At 38.8% G+C, this 19,963-nt stretch carries 19 protein-coding genes; 9 read left to right on the top strand and 10 right to left on the bottom strand.

What is annotated here, in order from left to right:
• Positions 1–436: 436 nt before the first annotated feature.
• The 4 genes from FC81_RS04760 to FC81_RS04745 form a co-directional block, all read right to left on the bottom strand.
• Positions 437–643 (bottom strand): LBP_cg2779 family protein, encoded by a 207-nt coding sequence (locus tag FC81_RS04760; protein WP_057743579.1) that lies wholly within the window; start codon positions 641–643, stop codon positions 437–439.
• Between the two features lie 83 nt (positions 644–726).
• The gene (locus tag FC81_RS04755) at positions 727–2,328 is read right to left on the bottom strand and encodes a CTP synthase (protein ID WP_057743577.1); all 1,602 of its coding nucleotides are present in this window, start codon (positions 2,326–2,328) and stop codon (positions 727–729) included.
• A gap of 198 nt (positions 2,329–2,526) precedes the next feature.
• Positions 2,527–3,096: a DNA-directed RNA polymerase subunit delta gene (gene rpoE / locus FC81_RS04750; protein WP_057743574.1), complete on the bottom strand. Its 570-nt coding sequence runs from the start codon at positions 3,094–3,096 to the stop codon at positions 2,527–2,529.
• A gap of 44 nt (positions 3,097–3,140) precedes the next feature.
• Positions 3,141–3,575: a YwiB family protein gene (locus FC81_RS04745; RefSeq protein WP_057743571.1), complete on the bottom strand. Its 435-nt coding sequence runs from the start codon at positions 3,573–3,575 to the stop codon at positions 3,141–3,143.
• Between the two features lie 184 nt (positions 3,576–3,759).
• Here FC81_RS04745 and FC81_RS04740 point away from each other — a divergent pair, with 184 nt between their 5' ends.
• On the top strand, positions 3,760–5,097 hold the full coding sequence (locus tag FC81_RS04740) for an HD domain-containing protein (protein WP_057743569.1): 1,338 nt from the start codon (positions 3,760–3,762) through the stop codon (positions 5,095–5,097).
• Positions 5,098–5,243: 146 nt separating this feature from the next.
• On the opposite strand, the gene FC81_RS04735 is transcribed toward FC81_RS04740, so the two are convergent.
• The 4 genes from FC81_RS04735 to FC81_RS04720 form a co-directional block, all read right to left on the bottom strand.
• Positions 5,244–5,609, bottom strand: coding sequence for a DUF3899 domain-containing protein (locus tag FC81_RS04735; protein ID WP_057743567.1), 366 nt, complete (start codon positions 5,607–5,609; stop codon positions 5,244–5,246).
• Positions 5,610–5,643: 34 nt separating this feature from the next.
• A complete protein-coding gene (locus FC81_RS04730; RefSeq protein ID WP_057743565.1) occupies positions 5,644–6,657 on the bottom strand; it encodes a hypothetical protein in 1,014 nt (337 codons plus the stop codon).
• Positions 6,658–6,727: 70 nt separating this feature from the next.
• Positions 6,728–7,495: a YibE/F family protein gene (locus FC81_RS04725; protein WP_057743562.1), complete on the bottom strand. Its 768-nt coding sequence runs from the start codon at positions 7,493–7,495 to the stop codon at positions 6,728–6,730.
• Positions 7,495–8,592, bottom strand: coding sequence for a YibE/F family protein (locus tag FC81_RS04720; protein WP_057743559.1), 1,098 nt, complete (start codon positions 8,590–8,592; stop codon positions 7,495–7,497). The genes FC81_RS04725 and FC81_RS04720 overlap by 1 nt, the downstream gene beginning before the upstream one ends.
• Before the next feature lie 192 nt (positions 8,593–8,784).
• Here FC81_RS04720 and FC81_RS04715 point away from each other — a divergent pair, with 192 nt between their 5' ends.
• From FC81_RS04715 to trpA, 8 genes are all read left to right on the top strand, one after another.
• Positions 8,785–9,753, top strand: a complete 969-nt coding sequence (locus FC81_RS04715) for a biotin--[acetyl-CoA-carboxylase] ligase (protein WP_057743556.1) — start codon at positions 8,785–8,787, stop codon at positions 9,751–9,753.
• A gap of 380 nt (positions 9,754–10,133) precedes the next feature.
• A complete protein-coding gene (locus FC81_RS04710) occupies positions 10,134–11,609 on the top strand; it encodes an anthranilate synthase component I family protein (RefSeq protein WP_057743553.1) in 1,476 nt (491 codons plus the stop codon).
• Positions 11,593–12,168, top strand: a complete 576-nt coding sequence (locus FC81_RS04705) for an anthranilate synthase component II (protein ID WP_057743551.1) — start codon at positions 11,593–11,595, stop codon at positions 12,166–12,168. The genes FC81_RS04710 and FC81_RS04705 overlap by 17 nt, the downstream gene beginning before the upstream one ends.
• Positions 12,169–12,634: 466 nt before the next feature.
• A complete protein-coding gene (gene trpD / locus FC81_RS04700) occupies positions 12,635–13,657 on the top strand; it encodes an anthranilate phosphoribosyltransferase (protein WP_057743549.1) in 1,023 nt (340 codons plus the stop codon).
• Positions 13,654–14,439, top strand: coding sequence for an indole-3-glycerol phosphate synthase TrpC (trpC, locus tag FC81_RS04695; RefSeq protein WP_057743546.1), 786 nt, complete (start codon positions 13,654–13,656; stop codon positions 14,437–14,439). Before trpD ends, trpC begins: the two co-directional genes overlap by 4 nt.
• A complete protein-coding gene (locus FC81_RS04690) occupies positions 14,436–15,020 on the top strand; it encodes a phosphoribosylanthranilate isomerase (protein WP_057743543.1) in 585 nt (194 codons plus the stop codon). The genes trpC and FC81_RS04690 overlap by 4 nt, the downstream gene beginning before the upstream one ends.
• Positions 15,010–16,218, top strand: coding sequence for a tryptophan synthase subunit beta (trpB, locus tag FC81_RS04685; RefSeq protein WP_057743540.1), 1,209 nt, complete (start codon positions 15,010–15,012; stop codon positions 16,216–16,218). Before FC81_RS04690 ends, trpB begins: the two co-directional genes overlap by 11 nt.
• Positions 16,211–16,981, top strand: a complete 771-nt coding sequence (gene trpA, locus FC81_RS04680; RefSeq protein WP_057743537.1) for a tryptophan synthase subunit alpha — start codon at positions 16,211–16,213, stop codon at positions 16,979–16,981. Before trpB ends, trpA begins: the two co-directional genes overlap by 8 nt.
• A gap of 231 nt (positions 16,982–17,212) precedes the next feature.
• Here trpA and FC81_RS04675 read toward each other — a convergent pair whose 3' ends face one another.
• Positions 17,213–18,181, bottom strand: coding sequence for an AEC family transporter (locus tag FC81_RS04675; RefSeq protein ID WP_057743535.1), 969 nt, complete (start codon positions 18,179–18,181; stop codon positions 17,213–17,215).
• A gap of 16 nt (positions 18,182–18,197) precedes the next feature.
• Complete coding sequence (locus FC81_RS04670) at positions 18,198–19,892, bottom strand: malolactic enzyme (RefSeq protein ID WP_083478757.1); 1,695 nt, start codon at positions 19,890–19,892, stop codon at positions 18,198–18,200.
• Between the last annotated feature and the right edge of the window lie 71 nt (positions 19,893–19,963).

The raw sequence follows: 19,963 nt of genomic DNA, 5'->3' as shown, positions 1-19,963 counted from the left end.
GGGGCACAAAAATGTGCCTCTTTTCATCATACAAGATAGATGCTCTGGTTTCAATCTAAAACAGCTAAATTAACATAATTATTCTCAAATTTTCATCAAAAAAGTAATATCCCTTTTTAGAGGAGAAAAAAGATATCTTACTAATTATGCTACTTCTTGTTTTCTAGGGGTTAACCACACCGAGTAGTAACGTAGATTATAATTTTTAACAACAAATATCCTTTTAGTTATCGTAACATAGTTATTTAGGACTATGTAAAAAAGAGCCACGCCAAAAGCTCACTCCTGGCACGGCTCCTTCTTTTTAACAGCATATACTATCAGGGGACAATCATTCTTTACCTGAATACTAATTGCGCTAAATTAGATTGCTAAAAATACTTAGCGCCATTCAATCGATAGACACCCGATAATATTTCACTGCTATATCACTTAATTACTGCTTTTCAGTATAATTATTAATAAATTCTAGCAATAGTTTCTCTTCTTCACTATTTGGTGAATACTTTCCCATCTTTATTCCATGGATTTTCTCAACCGACAAATGACTTGCTAAAGATATTGCAGCATCTGTCGTATGATGCTTTTCCTGAAACAAAACTAGTTTTTCGCCCAAAGAATCTGTTTGGCTATCTGCACTCATTCTGATTTCCCCCTAAGTGATTTAAATATCATCTGTAACTCTAGAATAACACACTCAGCCGTACTTGAAAGAGGCTTGTTTTTTTATTGCTTATCTAAACTCGCTTTAACGAATGCGCGGAATAAACCTTCTGATCTTTGTGGACGCGAAAGGAACTCAGGATGATACTGTGATGCAACGAAGAAATCATTAGTTGGTAACTCAATTACTTCAACTAATCGATTATCTGGGGATGTTCCTGCAAAGACTAACCCGTGTTCAGTAAAACTACGACGATATTCATTATTGAACTCGTAACGATGACGATGACGTTCTTGGATAACATCTTCATTATCGTAAGCTGCAGCCGTTACTGTTCCCGGCATTAGACGGCATGGGTAAAGTCCCAGGCGCTGTGTTCCTCCCATGTTCTCAACGTCTTCTTGATCAGCCATCAAATCAATAATGTTAGCCTTGCACTTAGGATCAACTTCAGTCGTGTTGGCATCTTTAAGACCAACAACATTTCGTGCAAATTCGATACAAGCCATCTGCATCCCTAAACAGATACCTAAGAATGGAACATTTTGTTCACGCGCGTAGCGAATTGATTCGACCATGCCTTCCAGACCACGATCACCAAAACCACCAGGAACAATGATCCCATCAAAAGAACCTAATTTTGCAGCAACATTCTCACTGGTAATCTTTTCTGAGTCAAAGAGTTGAATATCAATGTCAGCATTGACCGCAAAGCCCGCATGTTTTAATGCTTCTACCACAGAGATGTAAGCATCTGGTAACTTCACATACTTCCCAACAAGGGCAATCTTGACGGTCTTCTCTAGGTTCTGCACACGTTTAGTTAACTCTTCCCAACTCTTCATATCAGCTTCTGGTGTCTTTAGGTGCAGGTGCTGACATACGATTTCATCCATTCGCTGTGCTTTGAGGTTTAATGGGATCTGGTACAATGTCGGTACATCCATTGATTCGATTACAGCTTCAGGTTCAACATCACAAAAACTTGCAATCTTATTACGCATACTTTGCGGAATCGGTTTTTCAGTTCTTACTACTAAAATATTTGGCTGAATACCTAACCCACGCAATTCCTTCACACTATGCTGAGTTGGTTTAGTTTTCATCTCGCCAGCAGCGTGCAAATAAGGAACCAACGTCGTATGAACATAAACAACGTTATCACTTCCAACATCTGCTTTCATCTGACGTAAAGCTTCTAAGAACGGCAATGATTCAATATCGCCTACGGTCCCACCAACCTCAGTAATTACAACATCAGCATCAGTTGTTGTTCCAGCGCGCATGACTTTTTCTTTAATCATATTAGTTATATGTGGAATTACTTGTACAGTTGCACCAAGATAATCACCCCGACGCTCTTTTTTAATAACCTCGGAATAAATTTTCCCTGTCGTTACATTTGAGTACTTATTTAAATTGTTATCAATAAAACGTTCGTAATGGCCCAGATCTAAATCCGTTTCCGTCCCATCATCAGTAACAAAAACCTCACCATGTTGGTAAGGACTCATCGTCCCTGGATCCACATTAATATAAGGATCGAACTTTTGGATCATTACTTTCAACCCTCTATTTTTCAGTAATCTTCCAAGAGAAGCAGCTACGATTCCTTTTCCTAACGATGAAACTACGCCACCTGTAACAAATATATACTTGGTCATTACAACTCTCCTTTGATTAATAAATTGAGGGCTACCGCAAAAAGAAAGCTTGCTACTGGACTCACCCAATAAAAAGAACAAGCTCCCTATTCATTTGGAATAGGGAGCTTGTAAATATCTCCGTACAATGCCTCACGCTTATAAGTAAGGCGCCCAATAAGAATTCTACAAAAAAACAAGTTAACAGTCAAGCCTCAATTAATCATTGTCATCATCCATCTCATCATCAGATAATTCTGTTAATTGTCCTTCTATACCGTCAGGTAATTCTTCTTCATCCTCAGGGTCATCAATATCATTTAAATCTTTACTATATTGCTTTAATTCGTGGTCTTCGTCTTCAGAATCATAATCAACATCTAGATTTTCATCCTCAGGATCATCATTGTTGTAATCAATAACGTCATCATCATCAGCTGCATCAGCCATAAAGGCATTAACTTTCTTTCTTTTCTTCCCTTTAGGCATATCGTTTTCTTCATCTTCAACATGAATAACAGCTTCATCAATAGAATCATACGGATACCACGAGCGTAATCCCCAAAGATTATCTCCCAACGAAATGAAACTGCCATCAATATTCAAATCTGTATAAAATTGAGAAAGACGTTCTCTTATCTCCTCATCACTCTTTCCAAGATATTCTTGGATCTCATTTGTCAAGTCAGCAAAGGGCATTACATCCCCGTGACGCTTTAAAATTACACGAGCAACTTCGATCATAGATAATTCATTTTTGTTGGTATCCTTGAATTTTTCTAGCTCCAAACTGGTACACGTCCCTTCTACAGTCTAGACTCAATCATACAATTTTATGCTGTAAATTGCAATCTTAATTTGTAATTTCCCAATAATTCTTCATTATTATAAAGCGCATAATCAATTTTGATTACGCCTGATAAGGGATTCTCCCTTATTTCAACACTTAACTTAGGTGTAATTGTCTCAATTGGGATATCTCCAGCGGTCGTTCGATAAAGAGCCGCTATCCGTTGCTTGTCCCCAAAGTATAATTTTGACTGCATATCCGCCTGTCGCCGTATCAATTGCACGATACCATTTTCAGATATTTTAAATGTTACTGTCGCTTCATCTGCAGATTTCTCATTTTCTTCAAGATACCTCAAGTAAAGTGATGGTCCCATCTGAAATAGTTGTCCTTGAAACTTTTTAGCATAGTTGCTTATTTCTCCATTTTGATTTCTTTGTGTTTGTACATACACCAATACTGGCGTTCCTTTTGCCAAAAGTCACCACCGCCTTTTTTAGTTCTCGTACTATTATATCTCAAATAATTAATTTTGGTTACTATTTCAGAAATACTGCCTTGCTACAAGCAGATGCGCTTCTTGCCTGTTTAAGTTATAATCAACAGTAGAAATGTATATTTTAATGAGGAGCTGAAATATTATTACACCTTATAGAGATAAAATGCTGCCTATGGAGAAGGTCTTGCGAGATCCTATCCATAACTATATTTTCATTCAACACCAAGTCATACTTGATTTAATTAACACCCGTGAATTTCAGCGTCTTCGTCGTGTTCGTCAACTTGGAACTTCAAACAGCACCTTCCACAGTGCCGAACACTCGCGCTTTACCCATTCAGTCGGTGTTTATGAGATTACGCGCCAGATATGCGATCTTTTCCAGCGTAACTATCCTACTAAGAAACCGAATGACGGTCTCTGGGATGATCACGAACGTTTAGTCGCTCTATGTGCTGCTTTACTTCATGATATCGGTCATGGACCCTATTCGCATACTTTTGAACATATTTTTCACACCGACCACGAGGCAATCACTGCATCAATTCTAACTTCACCTATAACTGAGGTCAATCATGTTTTAAGTCGAGTTTCACCCACCTTTGCACAAGAGGTTGCTAGCGTCATCCAGAAGACTTACCCTAATCCGCAAGTCGTTCAGATGATCTCCAGTCAGATAGATGCCGATCGGATGGACTATCTTTTACGAGATTCTTATTTTACGGGGGCAAATTACGGGACTTTTGATTTAACACGGATTCTACGTGTAATGCGGCCGTATAAAGGAGGAATTACTTTTCATATCAGTGGGATGCATGCCGTTGAAGACTATATCGTCAGTCGCTTTCAGATGTATCAACAAGTTTACTTTCATCCCGTCTCCCGTTCCATGGAAGTTATTTTAAACCATCTTCTAAAAAGAGCTAAATTTCTCTACGAGAACAACACTTTAGATACTGAGATCACACCTCAGCTATTATTGCCCTTTTTTGAAAACAACTTTGATTTAACTGATTATTTAAAGTTGGATGATGGAGTTTTAACAACTTACTTTATCCATTGGTGTGACAGCTCTGATAAGATCCTTAATAACTTGGCCAAACGTTTTCTTAATCGTAAACCCTTAAAATCAGTTCGTTTTAGTTCTGAAACGGCTGTATTACTGCCTAAGTTGCGTCTTTTAGTTGATAAAGCTGGTTACAATTCCGACTACTATACTGCAACTAATGACAGCTATGATCTTCCTTATGATGCTTATGACCCTGCTAGCAAAAAGCAACGCACTCAAATCGAACTGATGCAAGATGATGGAACTCTTGTCGAGCTTTCAACAGTCAGCAATTTAGTTGCCGCTATAACAGGTAAGGTCTCTGGCGATAAAAGATTCTTTTTTCCTAAGGAAATGCTAGCGAAGTCAAATCAGGTCGAGGTTTTTGCACCTATTTATCATGAATTTCAACAATACATCAAAAATGGACATATTAACAGCCTTAATAACTAACACTTATTGACTCAAAACTATTTACTGAAAATTCCTTAAATATTTACCATTCAAAAGCACCTGCCCAAACGGAGATTTTCAATTCTCTTGTTGGACAGGTGCTTTTTAGATTTTTCTCTTAGTAAGATCATTAAGTGATACTTTGTTTAAATAGTTATTAAAATGGCTCCCAAAATTAAAATGCTCCCCGCTGCTAAACAACTTCGACCGAATTTACTACTTTGAACCGGCATATTCTTTAAACTTCCCACTTCATTAACTTTGATTTTATTTTTACGGTACTCTTCATCTGTTTCGCCCTTTTTCTTATGTCGGAACCAGCCAGCTAATAAATGCGCTCTTAATAGCACATCAATAATACTAATACAAATCAATAAAAGGCCGCTTGTAAACAAGATATTCGAAAGTAAGACCCCACAAACTGTTAATTTTGCTACCACCAAGATAATAATCGTTATTAACAAAGTAGCGCTAACTGATTTAAAATAGATTTTTTGTTTAAGCCATTGCATATATTTCTCCATTAACGTTTTTTATGATACTTTTTTAGTTGACCCGCACATATTCACCAGAAACTTCATTCAATTTCTGAACCGCTTGCGTCGAAATATTAAAACGATACATCCCCTTTAAGTTTGAAACAGTTGTGTTATTAGGGCTTGTATGTCTAATCTCGACTTGATAATTATCATCGTCAAGCTTTTGAATATAGTATTGATCCCCTGCTTCTTGCGGTATTGCTGCTGCTGCTCGAAACTTGTTTAAGACTTCAGTATCAGTCAAGCCTTTCGTGACAGAAGACACTTGACTATTTGTTGCAGAGGAAATTGAACTGCCTGTTTTCTTAGCATATTCTGAACTGACAATTTTTGAATTGCGCGCATTAGTATAACCGCTGCTTGCTGATGTGGCAGCTGAACTCCCCGTATCAGAACTATGTGAGCTTTGCAGTGACCTATCCACTGCCGAACTTGTCCCTACCGTCTGTGCTTGACTAATCAAGTCCTCATACTTTTGGGCTTTGGTCTGGTAGGCTGCCACCGCTTGATAACGTGAAGGCAATGATTTTAATGCCTCCAAACTTCCACCAGCAGCCGTCATCTTTTGAGCCTGATAATAATTACCAATCTCAGTATAATAGACTTGGGCAAGTCTAACTGATTGATATTCCTTCTTAACGGCATTGATTTGTTTTACAAGTCCCTTAGGTGTATTGACACGGTCTAGTTTTGCTAGATACTCACCAGCTTTAGGAAGTTTATTCTCAGTGACCGCCTTCTTAGCTGTTAACAGATACGCTAGGTTCCGGTATAGGCTAGCCGCTTTTTTGTTAGTACTATTTGCAGAATTTGCCTTTTCCAACCTGCTATATGCTTGTTGGGGGGCACCTTTTTCAAGATCTTTAAGTGCCTTTTGATAACTTGTATCGACTAATGATGATTTATTCGAAGAAGTTTGTCCTTTTTCTTGCCTGCTCTGTCCAGTAGAACACGCTCCTAGCGTTAATGTTAAAGCAATGATTCCTATTCCACTAATAAACCTACGCCTAAATTCATTCATCTCATTATCCCCCTTTTAACATGTCTACACTGTTATTGTACCACGCGGCTACTTGCAATAATATTACTCTCTATTTACTATTTTTTTTGCGTTGTTTAGCTAAGCGATAAACCATTAATTCACTTGTTGTCCAAATAATTAAGATCACTGCAATCGATGCATACAATACTAACATCGTTTCACTCACAAAAACTTTCGAATTCAAATAATATCCGAATGTCGCTTGTAATTTATACAGTAAAATAAATAATGCTAAGTTACCGCCAAACATTCCAAAAAATAATGTATTGAATGTCATTCCCATAATCTGATACCCAATGTTTTGACCGCTTTTACGTAATTCTTGTAACGTAATATCAGGTTTCTGTTCTATTATTTCCTGCAACCCACTTGCAACGGCAATCGCTGCCTCTGCAATTGCCCCTAATGTACTTAAAACAGTCGTAGAGATGATAATTGCTTCGAAGTTCACACCAATCGCTAAGTTAAAAGCTTCAATTTCTTCAGAATCTTCATTACTGAATCCTTGAACCTGTGCTAGGTGTTCCACCGGAATAATTAGCACGATCATCACACTCATAACAAGAATTGTTGCCAAAAAAGCGATATCGGTTTCATTTTCACCACTATTTCCCATGTATATCGTAATTGCTAAAATACAAATACCAGTGAAAAAGGAGACTGCAATAGCTGGTACCCCGCCAGCAATTAAAACGATCGTGATAAATAGCAGAATAAAATTAATCACTAAACTGATAAAAGAATATAGTCCACTGCGTCCACTAGTTATGAACATAAAAAGAGCTAAAATGCAGGTTAAAAGTATCATCGTCGTCATTAGTCATCACCTCGTAGTGCTGTGGCCGCTAGTAAGCTAGCCGAGGGGATAACTAGCGTAATTCCAATTCCGCTAATCAAGGTTTGAACTAACCCTAATGACATCGTCCACTCAAAAGTATAGCCAAATGAATTTCCCGTTCGGAAATAAAGAATGGCCAAGGTAAAGGTTTCCGCAAAAAAGATCAAGAGTAAAACATTAATTAAAGGCCCCATAATCTTCTTTCCAACCTGCCGCCCCGATTCGAAAAGCTGCTTAAATGAAACGGTTGCTTGGCTACGTTTTAGTTCAAACAAAGTTGAGACGATATCGGTTGCTGCATCCATCACAGTTCCTAGCAGTCCAATCACACTAGCTGATAAGAATAACTGCTTTGGCGCCTGCGTTGCGAAGTCCAATGCTTCGTAATGCATCCCTTTATCATCTGTCAACCACATCGCTATTACCGTAATCAATAAGGCTGTTGCTGTTCCAAAGAAAATAGCTGCGAAAGTTACCAGACACTGTTTATTCCAACCGATCACTAAAACTAATGTCAATGCTGTAAAGACAATTGCACTAATTGCATAAATCCCAAAAAAAGAAGTTATATTCCACATGACATCCAACTGTACAATTATCAGGAATAAGATAAAGTTGAGTATCACACTGACAATTGAGCGCAGACCATTACTACGCATGACCACAAATAACAAAACTAACGTTAACCAACATAACATTAAAAGATATGTGTCCCGTTTATAATGTGAAATTGAAACTGTCTGCTTGTCTTTCTTCTGGTAAATATTAACAAAAACAAGTTGTCCTACATGAAATTTTTGATCCATACCTCGTGACTTAGTGTATGTATTATGAACTTTAAACTTTTCATTCTTATGTTCGCCATTCAAAATATTTCCAGTTATCCTTTGACTTGTTTGCTGATCATGATTTTTAAATTCATCGACAATTCCAACTGTTTTGCCGTTCTCGACGTGCGTTATGCGCATAATTGGCTGTTTGTATAAAAAGGCATCGTTGATAGTAAATAAATAAAGTAGCCCTCCGCTTAAAATAATTAACAGCCCCAAAATAAAATTCTTTTTTTTGAGTCGCATCTACCCTGTTTCCTCCCCGTCTCTTTTTAACCAAGATAACACGGCTAATGGCTTAAAATAAAGAAGAAGCTGCATTCTTAACTAAAATAGAGCATTATTTCTAGCTTTACTCCTTGCTTGCAGCTAAACATTGTTTTATCTTTGAGAAAGAAACTTATCTCTACTCAGTTCTACACTTTAAGGAGAATCACAATGCAGACTAATCAATTAATTTTAAAAGAACTATCATTAAGTGATCGACCTATCTCTGGCGAACAGTTAGCACAAAAGTTTTCGGTTTCACGAACTGCTATCTGGAAGGCTATCAAAAATTTAAAACAAAGTGGCTACCAAATAGAAAGTAAGCCGCATATTGGCTATAAATATCATGATAACGGGCGCCTAAATGAATTTGCTATCCGACGGTACTTGTCCGCAGCTGAGAATCAACTCCTTACTTTTGAAATCCATGATCAAATTACTTCAACAAATGCACGGGCTAAAGAAATAAGTATCGGCTCAGCTGCCTCCTTGCCTCTTATTATTATTGGTGATCAGCAAACAGCAGGTTATGGTCGTTATGGACGCGCTTTTTCCTCACCTAATACTGGTATTTATATGAGTTTTCTTCTAGACAATCCCATAACAACATTAAATCCAGGCCTCTTAACAACTGCGACTGCAACCGCGGTCACACGGGCAATTGAGAAGAAACTACATCTCACCCCCAGCATTAAGTGGGTCAATGATATCTTGGTCGCTAAGAAGAAGGTGGTCGGGATTCTAACCGAAGGAATTGCAGATATTGAGAGTCGCTATATCAAACAGATCGTAGTTGGAATCGGGATCAACTATTTAACTGACGTTACCAGTATGCCCGCCGAATTACAGCAACGAGCTGGCTCACTACGCTGTTTTGCTAAAGAATATGCTGTTTCCCGTAATGAATTCATTGCAACTGTTTTGCATGAATTCTTCTTGCTTTACCCTAATTATGAAAATGGAGCTTTTTTAAATGACTACCGTGCGCATTCCGCTGTTTTGCATAAGCAGGTTTCTATTACACAAGGTCAAAAACAGTTTACCGGGAGAGTTGAAGCAATCAATCATCGTGGTGAAATCGTCTTAAGCGATGGGACGACACTAGCTTCAGGTGAAGTAACCCGCATAAGATTAACTTAATTAACTATTGACAATGACTTCATTATGCTTTAATCTTTCCTTAACTTAATATTCGTCCATACAAACCGTTGAAGTGGAGATCAAGACAGCCGTGCATATCCAGAGAGTCGCTATTGCTGAGAATGCGATTGAACGCAGACTGCTAAATGGACCACTGAGGGTGTGATGAACGCGGGTAAACCGTTAGTACTTCACAACGTAAGATACACGTCAGTTATCAGGAGTGTGGTAGCACTCTAGCAAGTGTGGAATCTAGTCCGTAGGAGTTTTATTTGCGTTCTCTTCGATTCCAAATTAAAGGTGGCACCGCGGAAAAATCCGTCCTTAACAATATGTTATGGACGGATTTTTTGTATCTAAAAAATGGAGGAGCTAAAAAAATGAAACCGACTATTGAAAAAGCTAAAAAACTAGCACACGAATATCCCCGTATCCCACTTTGCCTTGCCTTCAAACTAAAAAACTTGAATACCTTCAAACTAGCACAAATCTGTGACCAGTTAGGGGACTCTTTTCAGTTAACTATCACAGCTCATAACAAGGAAACGTATAGTTATTTTGCCTTACAGCCACAAGCCAGTATTACGGTTCTTGATAACACACTAACAATTAAAAAGGAAAAACAGACGGAGATTCTTAAGCAAGATCCACATACTTACCTTGAACAGTTGCTATCACGCTATCATCAACCTAAACTTGCTGGGTTACCTCCCTTTACCGGTGGCTTAGTTGGTTATTTCAGCTATGAATATACTAAGTATTACTTGAAAAAAGTTTCATTTACACACCCGAATCCCCATAATTTACAGGATGCCGGCCTTCTACTATGCAATTTTGTCATTGCTTACCGCCACTCCGACCATTGCTTATTTCTGATTCAAAGTATTGCCAGTAATGAATTGCCCACAAGCTATACTCAAGCAAGTAAAAAGCTATCTTTAATCAAGCAAAAATTGTTAGCTCTACTAAAGAAAGACTATGAGCAACCGCTGTTATCACAGCTATCACCTTTCAAGCTGCAACATTCCAAACAAGTTTTTACAGCAGGAATAGCTGATGCAAAAAAACATATTAATGATGGTGATATTTTTCAGTTAATCTACTCTAACCCACATAATTGTCTAGCGAACGGTTCATTACTACCGGTGACACATCAATTAGCCCGAAGTGACCCTGCCCCATACAATTTCTACTTTCATCAAGCTGATTTTCAAATTGCCGGTGCTTCACCAGAAACCTTAGTAACTAAGGTCTCTGACCATTTAACAACCTATCCCTTAGCAGGAACACGGCGGCGTGGCCGCACGACAGCCGAAGACCAGCAATTCGCACACGAATTACAAACTGATCCTAAAGAACTAGCTGAACACAACATGCTAGTCGACCTTGGCCGCAATGACCTTGGGCAAGTCAGCCGTTTTGGCAGTGTCCAAGTTACCGCCCATGCTCAATTGGAGCGGTACTCTAACGTTATGCATTTAGCTTCCACCATCGAGAGCCTTGCCAATCCCACCAAAAGTTCCTTAGATATCTTAGAAGCTGTTTTCCCCGCTGGAACTTTATCTGGTGCTCCCAAAGTCAGAGCAATTCAAATAATTAATGATCTTGAAAAAACTAAACGAGGTGTTTATGGTGGCTGCTTCGGCTATTTAGGTTTTAACAGTGATATGGACATGTGCATAGGCATTAGATTAATTCACAAAACTAAAAAAGCAACGACCATTCACAGCGGTGCAGGTATCGTAGCTGACAGCATCCCTAATCTTGAATATCAGGAATGCTTAAATAAAGCCCGCGGCGTAGTTCAAGCTTTTAATCAAGTAACTGGAGGTAAAAATAATGAAACTTCTAATTGATAATTACGACAGCTTTACGTACAATCTGTATCAGCAAGTAGGCGCCTTGGCTCCTGATATTCAGGTCTACAAAAATGATGAAATAGATTGTTCTATGATCGCAAAGATGAATCCTAGCCATATCTTTATTTCTCCCGGCCCTGGCTCCCCTAAAGATGCAGGCATCAGTCTGAAATTAGTCCAAAAATTCACGGGCAAGATCCCTATTCTTGGTATTTGTATGGGAATCGAAGTAATTGCAGCTGCTTTTGGTGCTAAGATCATTCATGCCGAAAAATTAATGCATGGAAAAACATCACTTATTCAGCAAACAATGAATGACCCTCTTTTTGATAATTGTCCACCAAACTTTAAAGCTGCACGGTACCATTCGCTCGTGATCGATCCACAAACATTACCACCTTTTTTTTACGTAACCGCAAAAGCTAGTGACAATAGTATTATGTCCATTTCAAATGCACAGCAAAAAATTTTTGGTGTACAGTTCCACCCTGAGTCAATCATGACTTCAAAAACGATTGGTAATCAAATTATCCGTAATTTTCTAAAAATAAAATGATTTTCTATTGACAACATCCTCATAATGGTTTAATCTTTCCTTAACTTAATATTCGTCCATACAAACCGTTGAAGTGGAGATCAAGACAGCCGTGCATATCCAGAGAGTCGCTATTGCTGAGAATGCGATTGAACGCAGACTGCTAAATGGACCACTGAGGGTGTGATGAACGCGGGTAAACCGTTAGTACTTCACAACGTAAGATACACGTCAGTTATCAGGAGTGTGGTAGCACTCTGGCAAGTGTGGAATCTAGTTCGTAAGAGTTTTATTTGCGTTCTCTTCGATTCCAAATTAAAGGTGGCACCGCGGAAGAATCCGTCCTTAACAATATGTTATGGACGGATTTTTTGTCTTTACTTTGAAAGGAGATTCTAATGAAACTCACAAAACGATGGTCGTACCTCCTTCTTAACAATGCCTTGACACTAGTAGGATCAGAGAAATTACAAATGGAGGTTTTTCGATGCTTGATGAGATGATAAAAAAAGTTGTTACAAATAAAGAACTAACATTCGAACAAACACAAGCGGCTATTGGTGAAATTATGAGTGGTACTGCCAGCAACGTGCAGATCGCTGCATTCTTGACCGCACTCACAATGAAAAAAGAAACTGTTGCTGAAATTGCTGGTGCAGCTGTCGCAATGAGAAACCATGCCCTTGCTTTTAAGACATCGCGGCCGACATTAGAAATTGTTGGAACTGGTGGTGATCATTCAAATTCATTCAATATTTCGACCACAGCATCTTTGGTAGTTGCAGCTGCAGGCGTTCCAGTAGCTAAGCATGGGAATCGTGCTGCATCATCACGCAGTGGCGCAGCTGATGTTTTGGAAGCCTTAGGAATTAATATCGCCGCTGCACCAAGTAAATCACAAGAAATATTAGCCAAGGAGAATATCTGTTTTCTATTTGCACAGAAATATCATAAAGCTATGCGTTTTGTCGCACCTGTTCGTCAAGAATTAGGTATTCGCACAATCTTTAATATTTTAGGGCCTTTAGCTAATCCCGCACATGCTACACAACAGCTTCTTGGTGTCTACGATGAAGGATTGCTAGATACTATGCCTGCCGTTTTACAGAGAATAGGAGTAACTTCTGCAATGATTGTTCATGGACAAGATGGCTTAGATGAAATTTCATTATCTGCACCAACACATATTGTTGAACTTCAAAATAACCACTTAAAAAGATTTGAAATAACGCCCGAACAATTTGGCCTTTCCCGTTGCCACCCTAAAGAATTAGTCGGTGGTTCAGCACAAGATAATGCCCAGATCACCCGTAATATCTTAGCTGGAGCGACTGGTCCTAAAAGGGACATTGTTTTATTAAATGCTGCTGCAGCTATCCATGTTGCTCACCCTAAGCTTTCCTTGAAGCGTAGCTTAGAAGTTGCCGCTACTGCAATTGATTCTGGCGCGGCCCAACGAAAACTAGCTGCTTTTATAGCACTATCTAATAATAAAGCGGTGAACCTATGATTTTAGAAGAACTTGTTACCGCTACGCGTCAAAATATGTATAAAAGACAACAGACTTACAGTTGTGATGTATTAAAGAAACAAGTTGCTGCACTTGATATCAAGAAAGATTTTTTGTTTGAAAAAGATTTAGCTACTGCAAATCTAAGTATTATTGCAGAAGTAAAGAAAGCCTCACCTTCAAAGGGCGTTATTGTCAAAAAATTCCCTTATCTGCAAATCGCCCATGATTACACTGAAGCAGGCGTTGCTGCGATCTCAGTTTTAACTGAACAAAACTATTTTCAAGGTAATTTAAAATATTTACGTGATATTGCCGCTGCAACAACAGTCCCAGTCCTTAGAAAAGATTTTATCATTGACCCTTATATGATTTATGAAGCTAAAATAAATGGAGCAAGTATTATTTTACTAATCGTTGCCATTTTAACTGATCAACAATTAAAAGACTTCTTTCACCTTGCAAACGACCTCGGAATGTCAGCCATTGTTGAAGTCCATAGTGAACTTGAAGTTCAAAGAGCCTTAGCTGCTGGCGTCCGTATCATTGGGATCAATAATCGTAATTTAAAAGACTTCAGTGTTAGCATTACAACGACTATTCAACTTAGAAAAATTATCCCTACTAACATCCTTTTGATTTCAGAAAGTGGGATCCGTAGTAGTAACGATGTTGCCAAACTTAAAAAAGCAGGGCTTAACGGAATTCTAGTTGGCGAGTATTTAATGCATTCGGCTGATAAAAAGAAAACAATTACCCAATTAAGTGAGGCTAAAATTTGACTAAGATAAAAATATGCGGTTTAAGTCGTAAAGAAGATATTTATACTGTCAATGACCTTTTGCCCGAACTTATCGGTTTTGTTTTTGCACCTAGCAAACGTCAGGTCTCATTCACACAAGCACAAGAACTCCACAAGCTGCTTGCTCAGCAAATAAAAACAGTTGGTGTCTTCGTGGAACCTTCAAGCACAGAGGTACTTGCTTTATATTCGGCTAATATTATTCAGATCGCACAACTTCATGGGCAGATTGACGCAACACAAATTCAGTATTTACAACAAAAGGGCCTGCCTGTTATTCATGCCGTTCACAATCGTAAAATGGCGATAGATTCTCCTGCAGCTTACATTATGTTTGATTCTGCCACCCCTGGTTCCGGTAAACATGCAGACTGGGACCATATTCCTGACCTACACCGGCCTTTCGTCCTTGCAGGTGGTCTAACTCCCCAAAATGTCAACCAAGCTATCTCACAATTGCATCCACAAATTGTAGATGTTAGTTCTGGCGTGGAAGTTGCTGGTAAAAAAGATTTTCAAAAAATAAATAGTTTTATAAGGAGCGTTCGAGATGCAAAATAATCTTTCAGATAAACCCCAAGCTGGCCGTTTCGGTGAATACGGCGGCCAATATGTTCCAGAAACCTTGATGCACGAGATCGAAAAACTAACTGAAGCGTATAATCATTATAAAAATGATCCTCTTTTTAAAGATGAATTAACCGACTTACTGCATAAATACGCTAATCGCCCTTCACTTCTATACCATGCGCAACGTATGAGCGAGGACTTAGGTGGTGCTCAAATATATTTCAAGCGTGAGGATCTTAACCATACTGGCTCACATAAAATCAATAATGTGCTTGGACAAATTCTGCTCGCTAAAAAGATGCATAAAACAAGGGTAATTGCCGAAACAGGCGCAGGCCAACATGGTGTCGCCACCGCAACCGTTGCCGCCCTAATGGGCCTAGAATGTGAAATCTTTATGGGTCAAGTTGATACTGAGCGTCAAGCACTAAATGTTTACCGAATGCGTCTATTAGGGGCTAAAGTACATTCAGTTACAACTGGAACCGGTACCTTAAAAGATGCCGTCAACGCGGCTATGCAGGAATGGGCAAGCCGAACTGAAGACACACATTATGTTATTGGGTCTGTCATGGGACCACACCCTTTTCCAACGATGGTGCGTGATTTTCAGGCTTGTATCAGTGCAGAAATAAAAAAACAAATTATTACGGAAACAGGGCACTTACCAGATGCCGTTGTTGCTTGTGTCGGCGGTGGTAGTAACGCAATCGGTGCTTTCTACCACTTCATTGAGGATAAACATGTGCGACTAATTGGCTGTGAAGCCGCTGGCAAAGGGATCGATACCACGCAACACGCGGCTACTCTCGAACGTGGAACGACTAGTATCTTTCACGGTATGAAATCGATCTTTTTGCAAAACGATGATGGTCAAATCAATCAAGTATATTCTATCTCTGCTGGGCTTGATTATCCTGGTATTGGACCAGAACATGCTGCATTAGCTGCCGCTAACCGTGCAGAATATGTGGGGATCACAGATGATGAAGCTGTTGCAGCGTTTGAGTACATCGCGCGTGAAGAAGGTATTATTGCAGCTATTGAGAGTTGCCATGCCGTAGCTTATGTAAAAAAACTTGCACCCCAGATGCGTACAGATCAAATTATTGTTTGTAACCTCTCTGGGCGTGGAGATAAAGATGTAGCTGCAATCGCACGTTATCAGGGGGAAGAAATTAATGACTAATATCAGTGATGCTTTTAAAAATAAAAAAGCTTTTATCGGTTTTACCGTTGCTTGTGATCCAGATTTTGAAAAGTCTGTCGACTATGTAAAAACGTTAGCAGCTGCTGGTACAGATCTAGTTGAAATTGGAGTTCCTTTTAGTGATCCAATTGCTGATGGACCAGTCATCCAAGAAGCTGGTTTACGTGCTTTCAAAAGCGGTGTTTCAACTAAACGCGTTTTTGAGATGGTGGCTAAGATCCGTGAGGAATCATCAGTTCCTCTGGTTTTATTGGTTTATTTGAATAACGTTTTCAAATATGGTTATGCAAAATTCTTTGCTACCTGCCAGGATTTAAAGATTGGCGGTGTTATCATCCCTGACCTTCCTGTTGAGGAGCGAGCAGAAGTTGCTGTCTTCGCTAAAAACAGTGGCTGTTCATTAATTCCACTAGTTGCCCCTACTTCTGGAACCCGTATTAAAAAAATAGTAACTGATGCCGATGGTTTTGTTTATGCAGTCTCATCACTAGGAGTAACCGGTGCACGAAATAAAATCGCTACTAACCTCCAAAAGATGATTACTGACATCAAACAATTTACGGATACTCCTGTTGCGGTTGGTTTTGGTATCCATTCACCTGAGCAAGCTGCCCAAATCTCTCAAGTGGCAGATGGAGTCATCGTAGGGTCTGCTATCGTAAAAATTATTGCACAGGAAGGGCGACATGCAGACAAAAAACTAACAGACTACGTTCACGCAATGAAAACTGCACTTACTTAAAAACGAAAAAACGAGAGTGTACATAAATCGGGAAAATTTGAGTACTAACTCAAAATTACGAACATAGTGAGTACTTTGCTATGAGTAATTCGAAGTTAGACGGAGAATTTTGACTTATGGAACACGTTTATCCAGAACAAAAGAGGAGCTGTGCCAAAATTTAACTTTTGGCACAGCTCCATTTTTTAATTTAATAAAATCGATCAGTTAAGAATCATTTAAGATATCTTTTTAGATAAAACGTATAATCTGCATTAAAATTGGAACTACAATCACAAATAAAACTGTGCTGGTCGTTACAACATTAGTTGCATATTCAACATCACCATGTGCTTGTCCAACTAAAATCGGTAAAACAGCTAACCCAGGTGTTGCTGTTTGAATAATTAATGTATCTTGTTCAATATTCGGAACCGTTTGTCCCATGTTTTTAAAGATAATTAAAATAACTATCATAATTGCAGGTGCCACTACGAACCTACCGAGCAGAGCAGAGATCGTATCTTTATCAAAGTGAATCGACTTCAAGCCTGCATCTGCCAAAATAATTCCGATATAGATCAATGACATTGGGGTAACAATTCCACCAACCATTGAGAAGGTCTTATCGAAAAATTGGGGTAAGGGTAAACCAAGCAGCAGCCAAACAAGTGCTACTAAAAAGCCGATCAACGGTGCTGGTAATAATTTTTTCCAATTAAACTTGCTTTCACTCTGACTATTTACTTGTTTAGTAGGATCGTCATTAGCAATGAAAAAAACTCCTACTGCCCAAGTTGAAACAGTGTTAGCCACGTAATAAATCAAGAAATACGGTAAACTGACATTGCCAAACAAAGCTAAGTTTAAGGGTAGACCTACAAAAATTGTATTTGCGTTAACAAACATATTAATAAACGTTCCACGGCGTCCTGGCCTAACACGCAAAACCTTTGTCAAAACCCAGGCTATAATATAACCACTGACAAAACTAATCAACACATAAACAAGTCCACTTGAGAGACTGATCAGCTTATCTCTTGTTAGATTATCTAAAACTGAAACAAAGATCGAGAGTGGTAAAGCAATATTCATAATTAAAAAAGATATACTACCTTTGAAGCTGTCATCAAATTTCCCTTTACGTCTTAAAAAATACCCTAGTGCAATTACTAAAATGATTTGACCAACACTGGATAATGAAGTTAAAAATGCTGCCAAAATAAACACGCTCCCCTTAGTCTGTTAATGAATTATATTCAGGAATCCACTTCAAGGCTGTAACAGCTGCCTTAACATCCTTAATTTCTTTTTTGTTCAAGTTTTGATCCACAGCACTTTGAGCAACTGCTTCAGCTACTGTCTCAGAAAAAACATCTAGCTTAGTTACTGGTGGTAATACAGCTGCCCCAGGTTGAGTTGCATCAACGATTCCCCCTAAGGAATGCGCTGCCTTGCTGATCATTTCATCATTCAAAACACGGGCTGCTGCCGCTATTGTTCCTAAACCTAGCCCTGGATAAACAAGTGCATTATTGGCCTGACCTATCTCATACGTCACACCATCCAGTTCTACCGGTTCAGCCGGTATTCCGGTAGCAACTAAAGCTTTACCAGCAGTCCATTTCAACAAATCCTCCGCCGTAGCTTCTGCCAGCTTAGTTGGATTAGACAGTGGGAAAATAATCGGCCGCTCAGTATGTGCCGCCATTTCCTTAACAACCTCTTCTGTGAAAGTTCCTGGTTGTGTTGAAGTTCCAACCAAAATCGTTGGGTGAACTGCTTTAACTGCTGCAGCTAAGGTCGTTAATTTATCTGTATGTGCAAATTCAGCCCGTTTACGCGCAAAAGGCTTTTGCTCTGGTGTTAAAGTTGGGTCATCATCAAATAATAAGCCTTGCTTATCGACCATATAAAAATGCTTGCGTGCTTCTTCTTCAGATAAACCCTGTTGCAACATTTCCTCATATATTCGTTGAGTAATTCCTGCTCCAGCTGTTCCTGCACCAAAGCTCATATAGACTTGATCAGTAAAGTCTTCACCGGAAATATTTAAGGCGCCCAACAAACCTGCTAGAACAATAATCCCTGTTCCTTGAATATCATCATTAAAGGTTACAAACTTTTCCTTATACTTGTTCAAAAGATTGGCTGCATTGCTACGACCAAAATCCTCAAAATGTAAATATAAATCTGGAAAAAGTTCTTCAGCTGTTTGAACAAACTGATCAACAAAAGCGTAGTATTTATCACCTTGAACTCGTTTATGTTGGTTCCCTAAATATAATGGGTCATCCAACAAGCTCTGACGGTTAGTTCCAACATCTAAAACGACCGGTAAAACGGAACTGGGATCAATACCCGCTGCTGCTGTATAAACCATTAATTTACCGACTGAAATATCAACACCTTGTGTTCCCCAATCACCAATTCCCAGAATGCCCTCAGCATCTGTTACAACGATCAGTTTGATTTTCCGTCCACCAGCTGCATTCTTTAAAGTTTCAGCTACTGATGTTGGATCGTCAATTGATAGAAAAGCCGCGTTTTGCGGATCAACAAAAAGTGCACTGTAATTTTCAATCGTATCAGCAATTGTTGGGTCATATACAACCGGCATAAATTCAGCAATATGCTGACTAAAAAGTTTATAAAATAAAATACGATTCTCATTAAAAATCGTCATTAAGAACTGACGTTTGGCTAACATTGATGGTTTACTCAAATATTGTGCATAATTTTGCTTAACTTGTTCATCAAGTGTTTGAACATGTGGTGGCAATAGTCCAACTAAACCTAACTGTTGTCGTTCCTCTTGGGTAAAAGCTGTTCCCTTATTTAGAAATGGATTATTTAAAACCTGTTGTGCTTTTTCTTCCATCAAAAAAATCTCCTTCTCTTTGCTTAAGTAATTGCCGGGAAAGCATAGCATCCTTGAAAAACTATAGTCAAATTCAGTAGTTATGATAAAATAAATTTATATGAGTTATCAGCTAATTATTT

This window comes from Liquorilactobacillus capillatus DSM 19910, from assembly GCF_001434915.1.
Lineage (GTDB): Bacteria > Bacillota > Bacilli > Lactobacillales > Lactobacillaceae > Liquorilactobacillus > Liquorilactobacillus capillatus.
The sequence above is the reverse complement of the archived record's forward strand: the minus strand, read 5'-3'. Positions and strand labels throughout refer to the sequence as shown.

What these genes read in the sequence shown, in the direction of transcription:
- FC81_RS04760 (WP_057743579.1), bottom strand. Translation starts at nt 643, where the DNA reads ATGAGTGCAGATAGCCAAACAGATTCTTTGGGCGAAAAACTAGTTTTG.
- FC81_RS04755 (WP_057743577.1), bottom strand. Translation starts at nt 2,328, where the DNA reads ATGACCAAGTATATATTTGTTACAGGTGGCGTAGTTTCATCGTTAGGA.
- FC81_RS04740 (WP_057743569.1), top strand. Translation starts at nt 3,760, where the DNA reads ATGCTGCCTATGGAGAAGGTCTTGCGAGATCCTATCCATAACTATATT.
- FC81_RS04735 (WP_057743567.1), bottom strand. Translation starts at nt 5,609, where the DNA reads ATGCAATGGCTTAAACAAAAAATCTATTTTAAATCAGTTAGCGCTACT.
- FC81_RS04730 (WP_057743565.1), bottom strand. Translation starts at nt 6,657, where the DNA reads ATGAATGAATTTAGGCGTAGGTTTATTAGTGGAATAGGAATCATTGCT.
- FC81_RS04725 (WP_057743562.1), bottom strand. Translation starts at nt 7,495, where the DNA reads ATGACGACGATGATACTTTTAACCTGCATTTTAGCTCTTTTTATGTTC.
- FC81_RS04720 (WP_057743559.1), bottom strand. Translation starts at nt 8,592, where the DNA reads ATGCGACTCAAAAAAAAGAATTTTATTTTGGGGCTGTTAATTATTTTA.
- FC81_RS04715 (WP_057743556.1), top strand. Translation starts at nt 8,785, where the DNA reads ATGCAGACTAATCAATTAATTTTAAAAGAACTATCATTAAGTGATCGA.
- FC81_RS04710 (WP_057743553.1), top strand. Translation starts at nt 10,134, where the DNA reads ATGAAACCGACTATTGAAAAAGCTAAAAAACTAGCACACGAATATCCC.
- FC81_RS04705 (WP_057743551.1), top strand. Translation starts at nt 11,593, where the DNA reads ATGAAACTTCTAATTGATAATTACGACAGCTTTACGTACAATCTGTAT.
- trpD (WP_057743549.1), top strand. Translation starts at nt 12,635, where the DNA reads ATGCTTGATGAGATGATAAAAAAAGTTGTTACAAATAAAGAACTAACA.
- trpC (WP_057743546.1), top strand. Translation starts at nt 13,654, where the DNA reads ATGATTTTAGAAGAACTTGTTACCGCTACGCGTCAAAATATGTATAAA.
- trpB (WP_057743540.1), top strand. Translation starts at nt 15,010, where the DNA reads ATGCAAAATAATCTTTCAGATAAACCCCAAGCTGGCCGTTTCGGTGAA.
- trpA (WP_057743537.1), top strand. Translation starts at nt 16,211, where the DNA reads ATGACTAATATCAGTGATGCTTTTAAAAATAAAAAAGCTTTTATCGGT.
- FC81_RS04670 (WP_083478757.1), bottom strand. Translation starts at nt 19,892, where the DNA reads ATGCTATGCTTTCCCGGCAATTACTTAAGCAAAGAGAAGGAGATTTTT.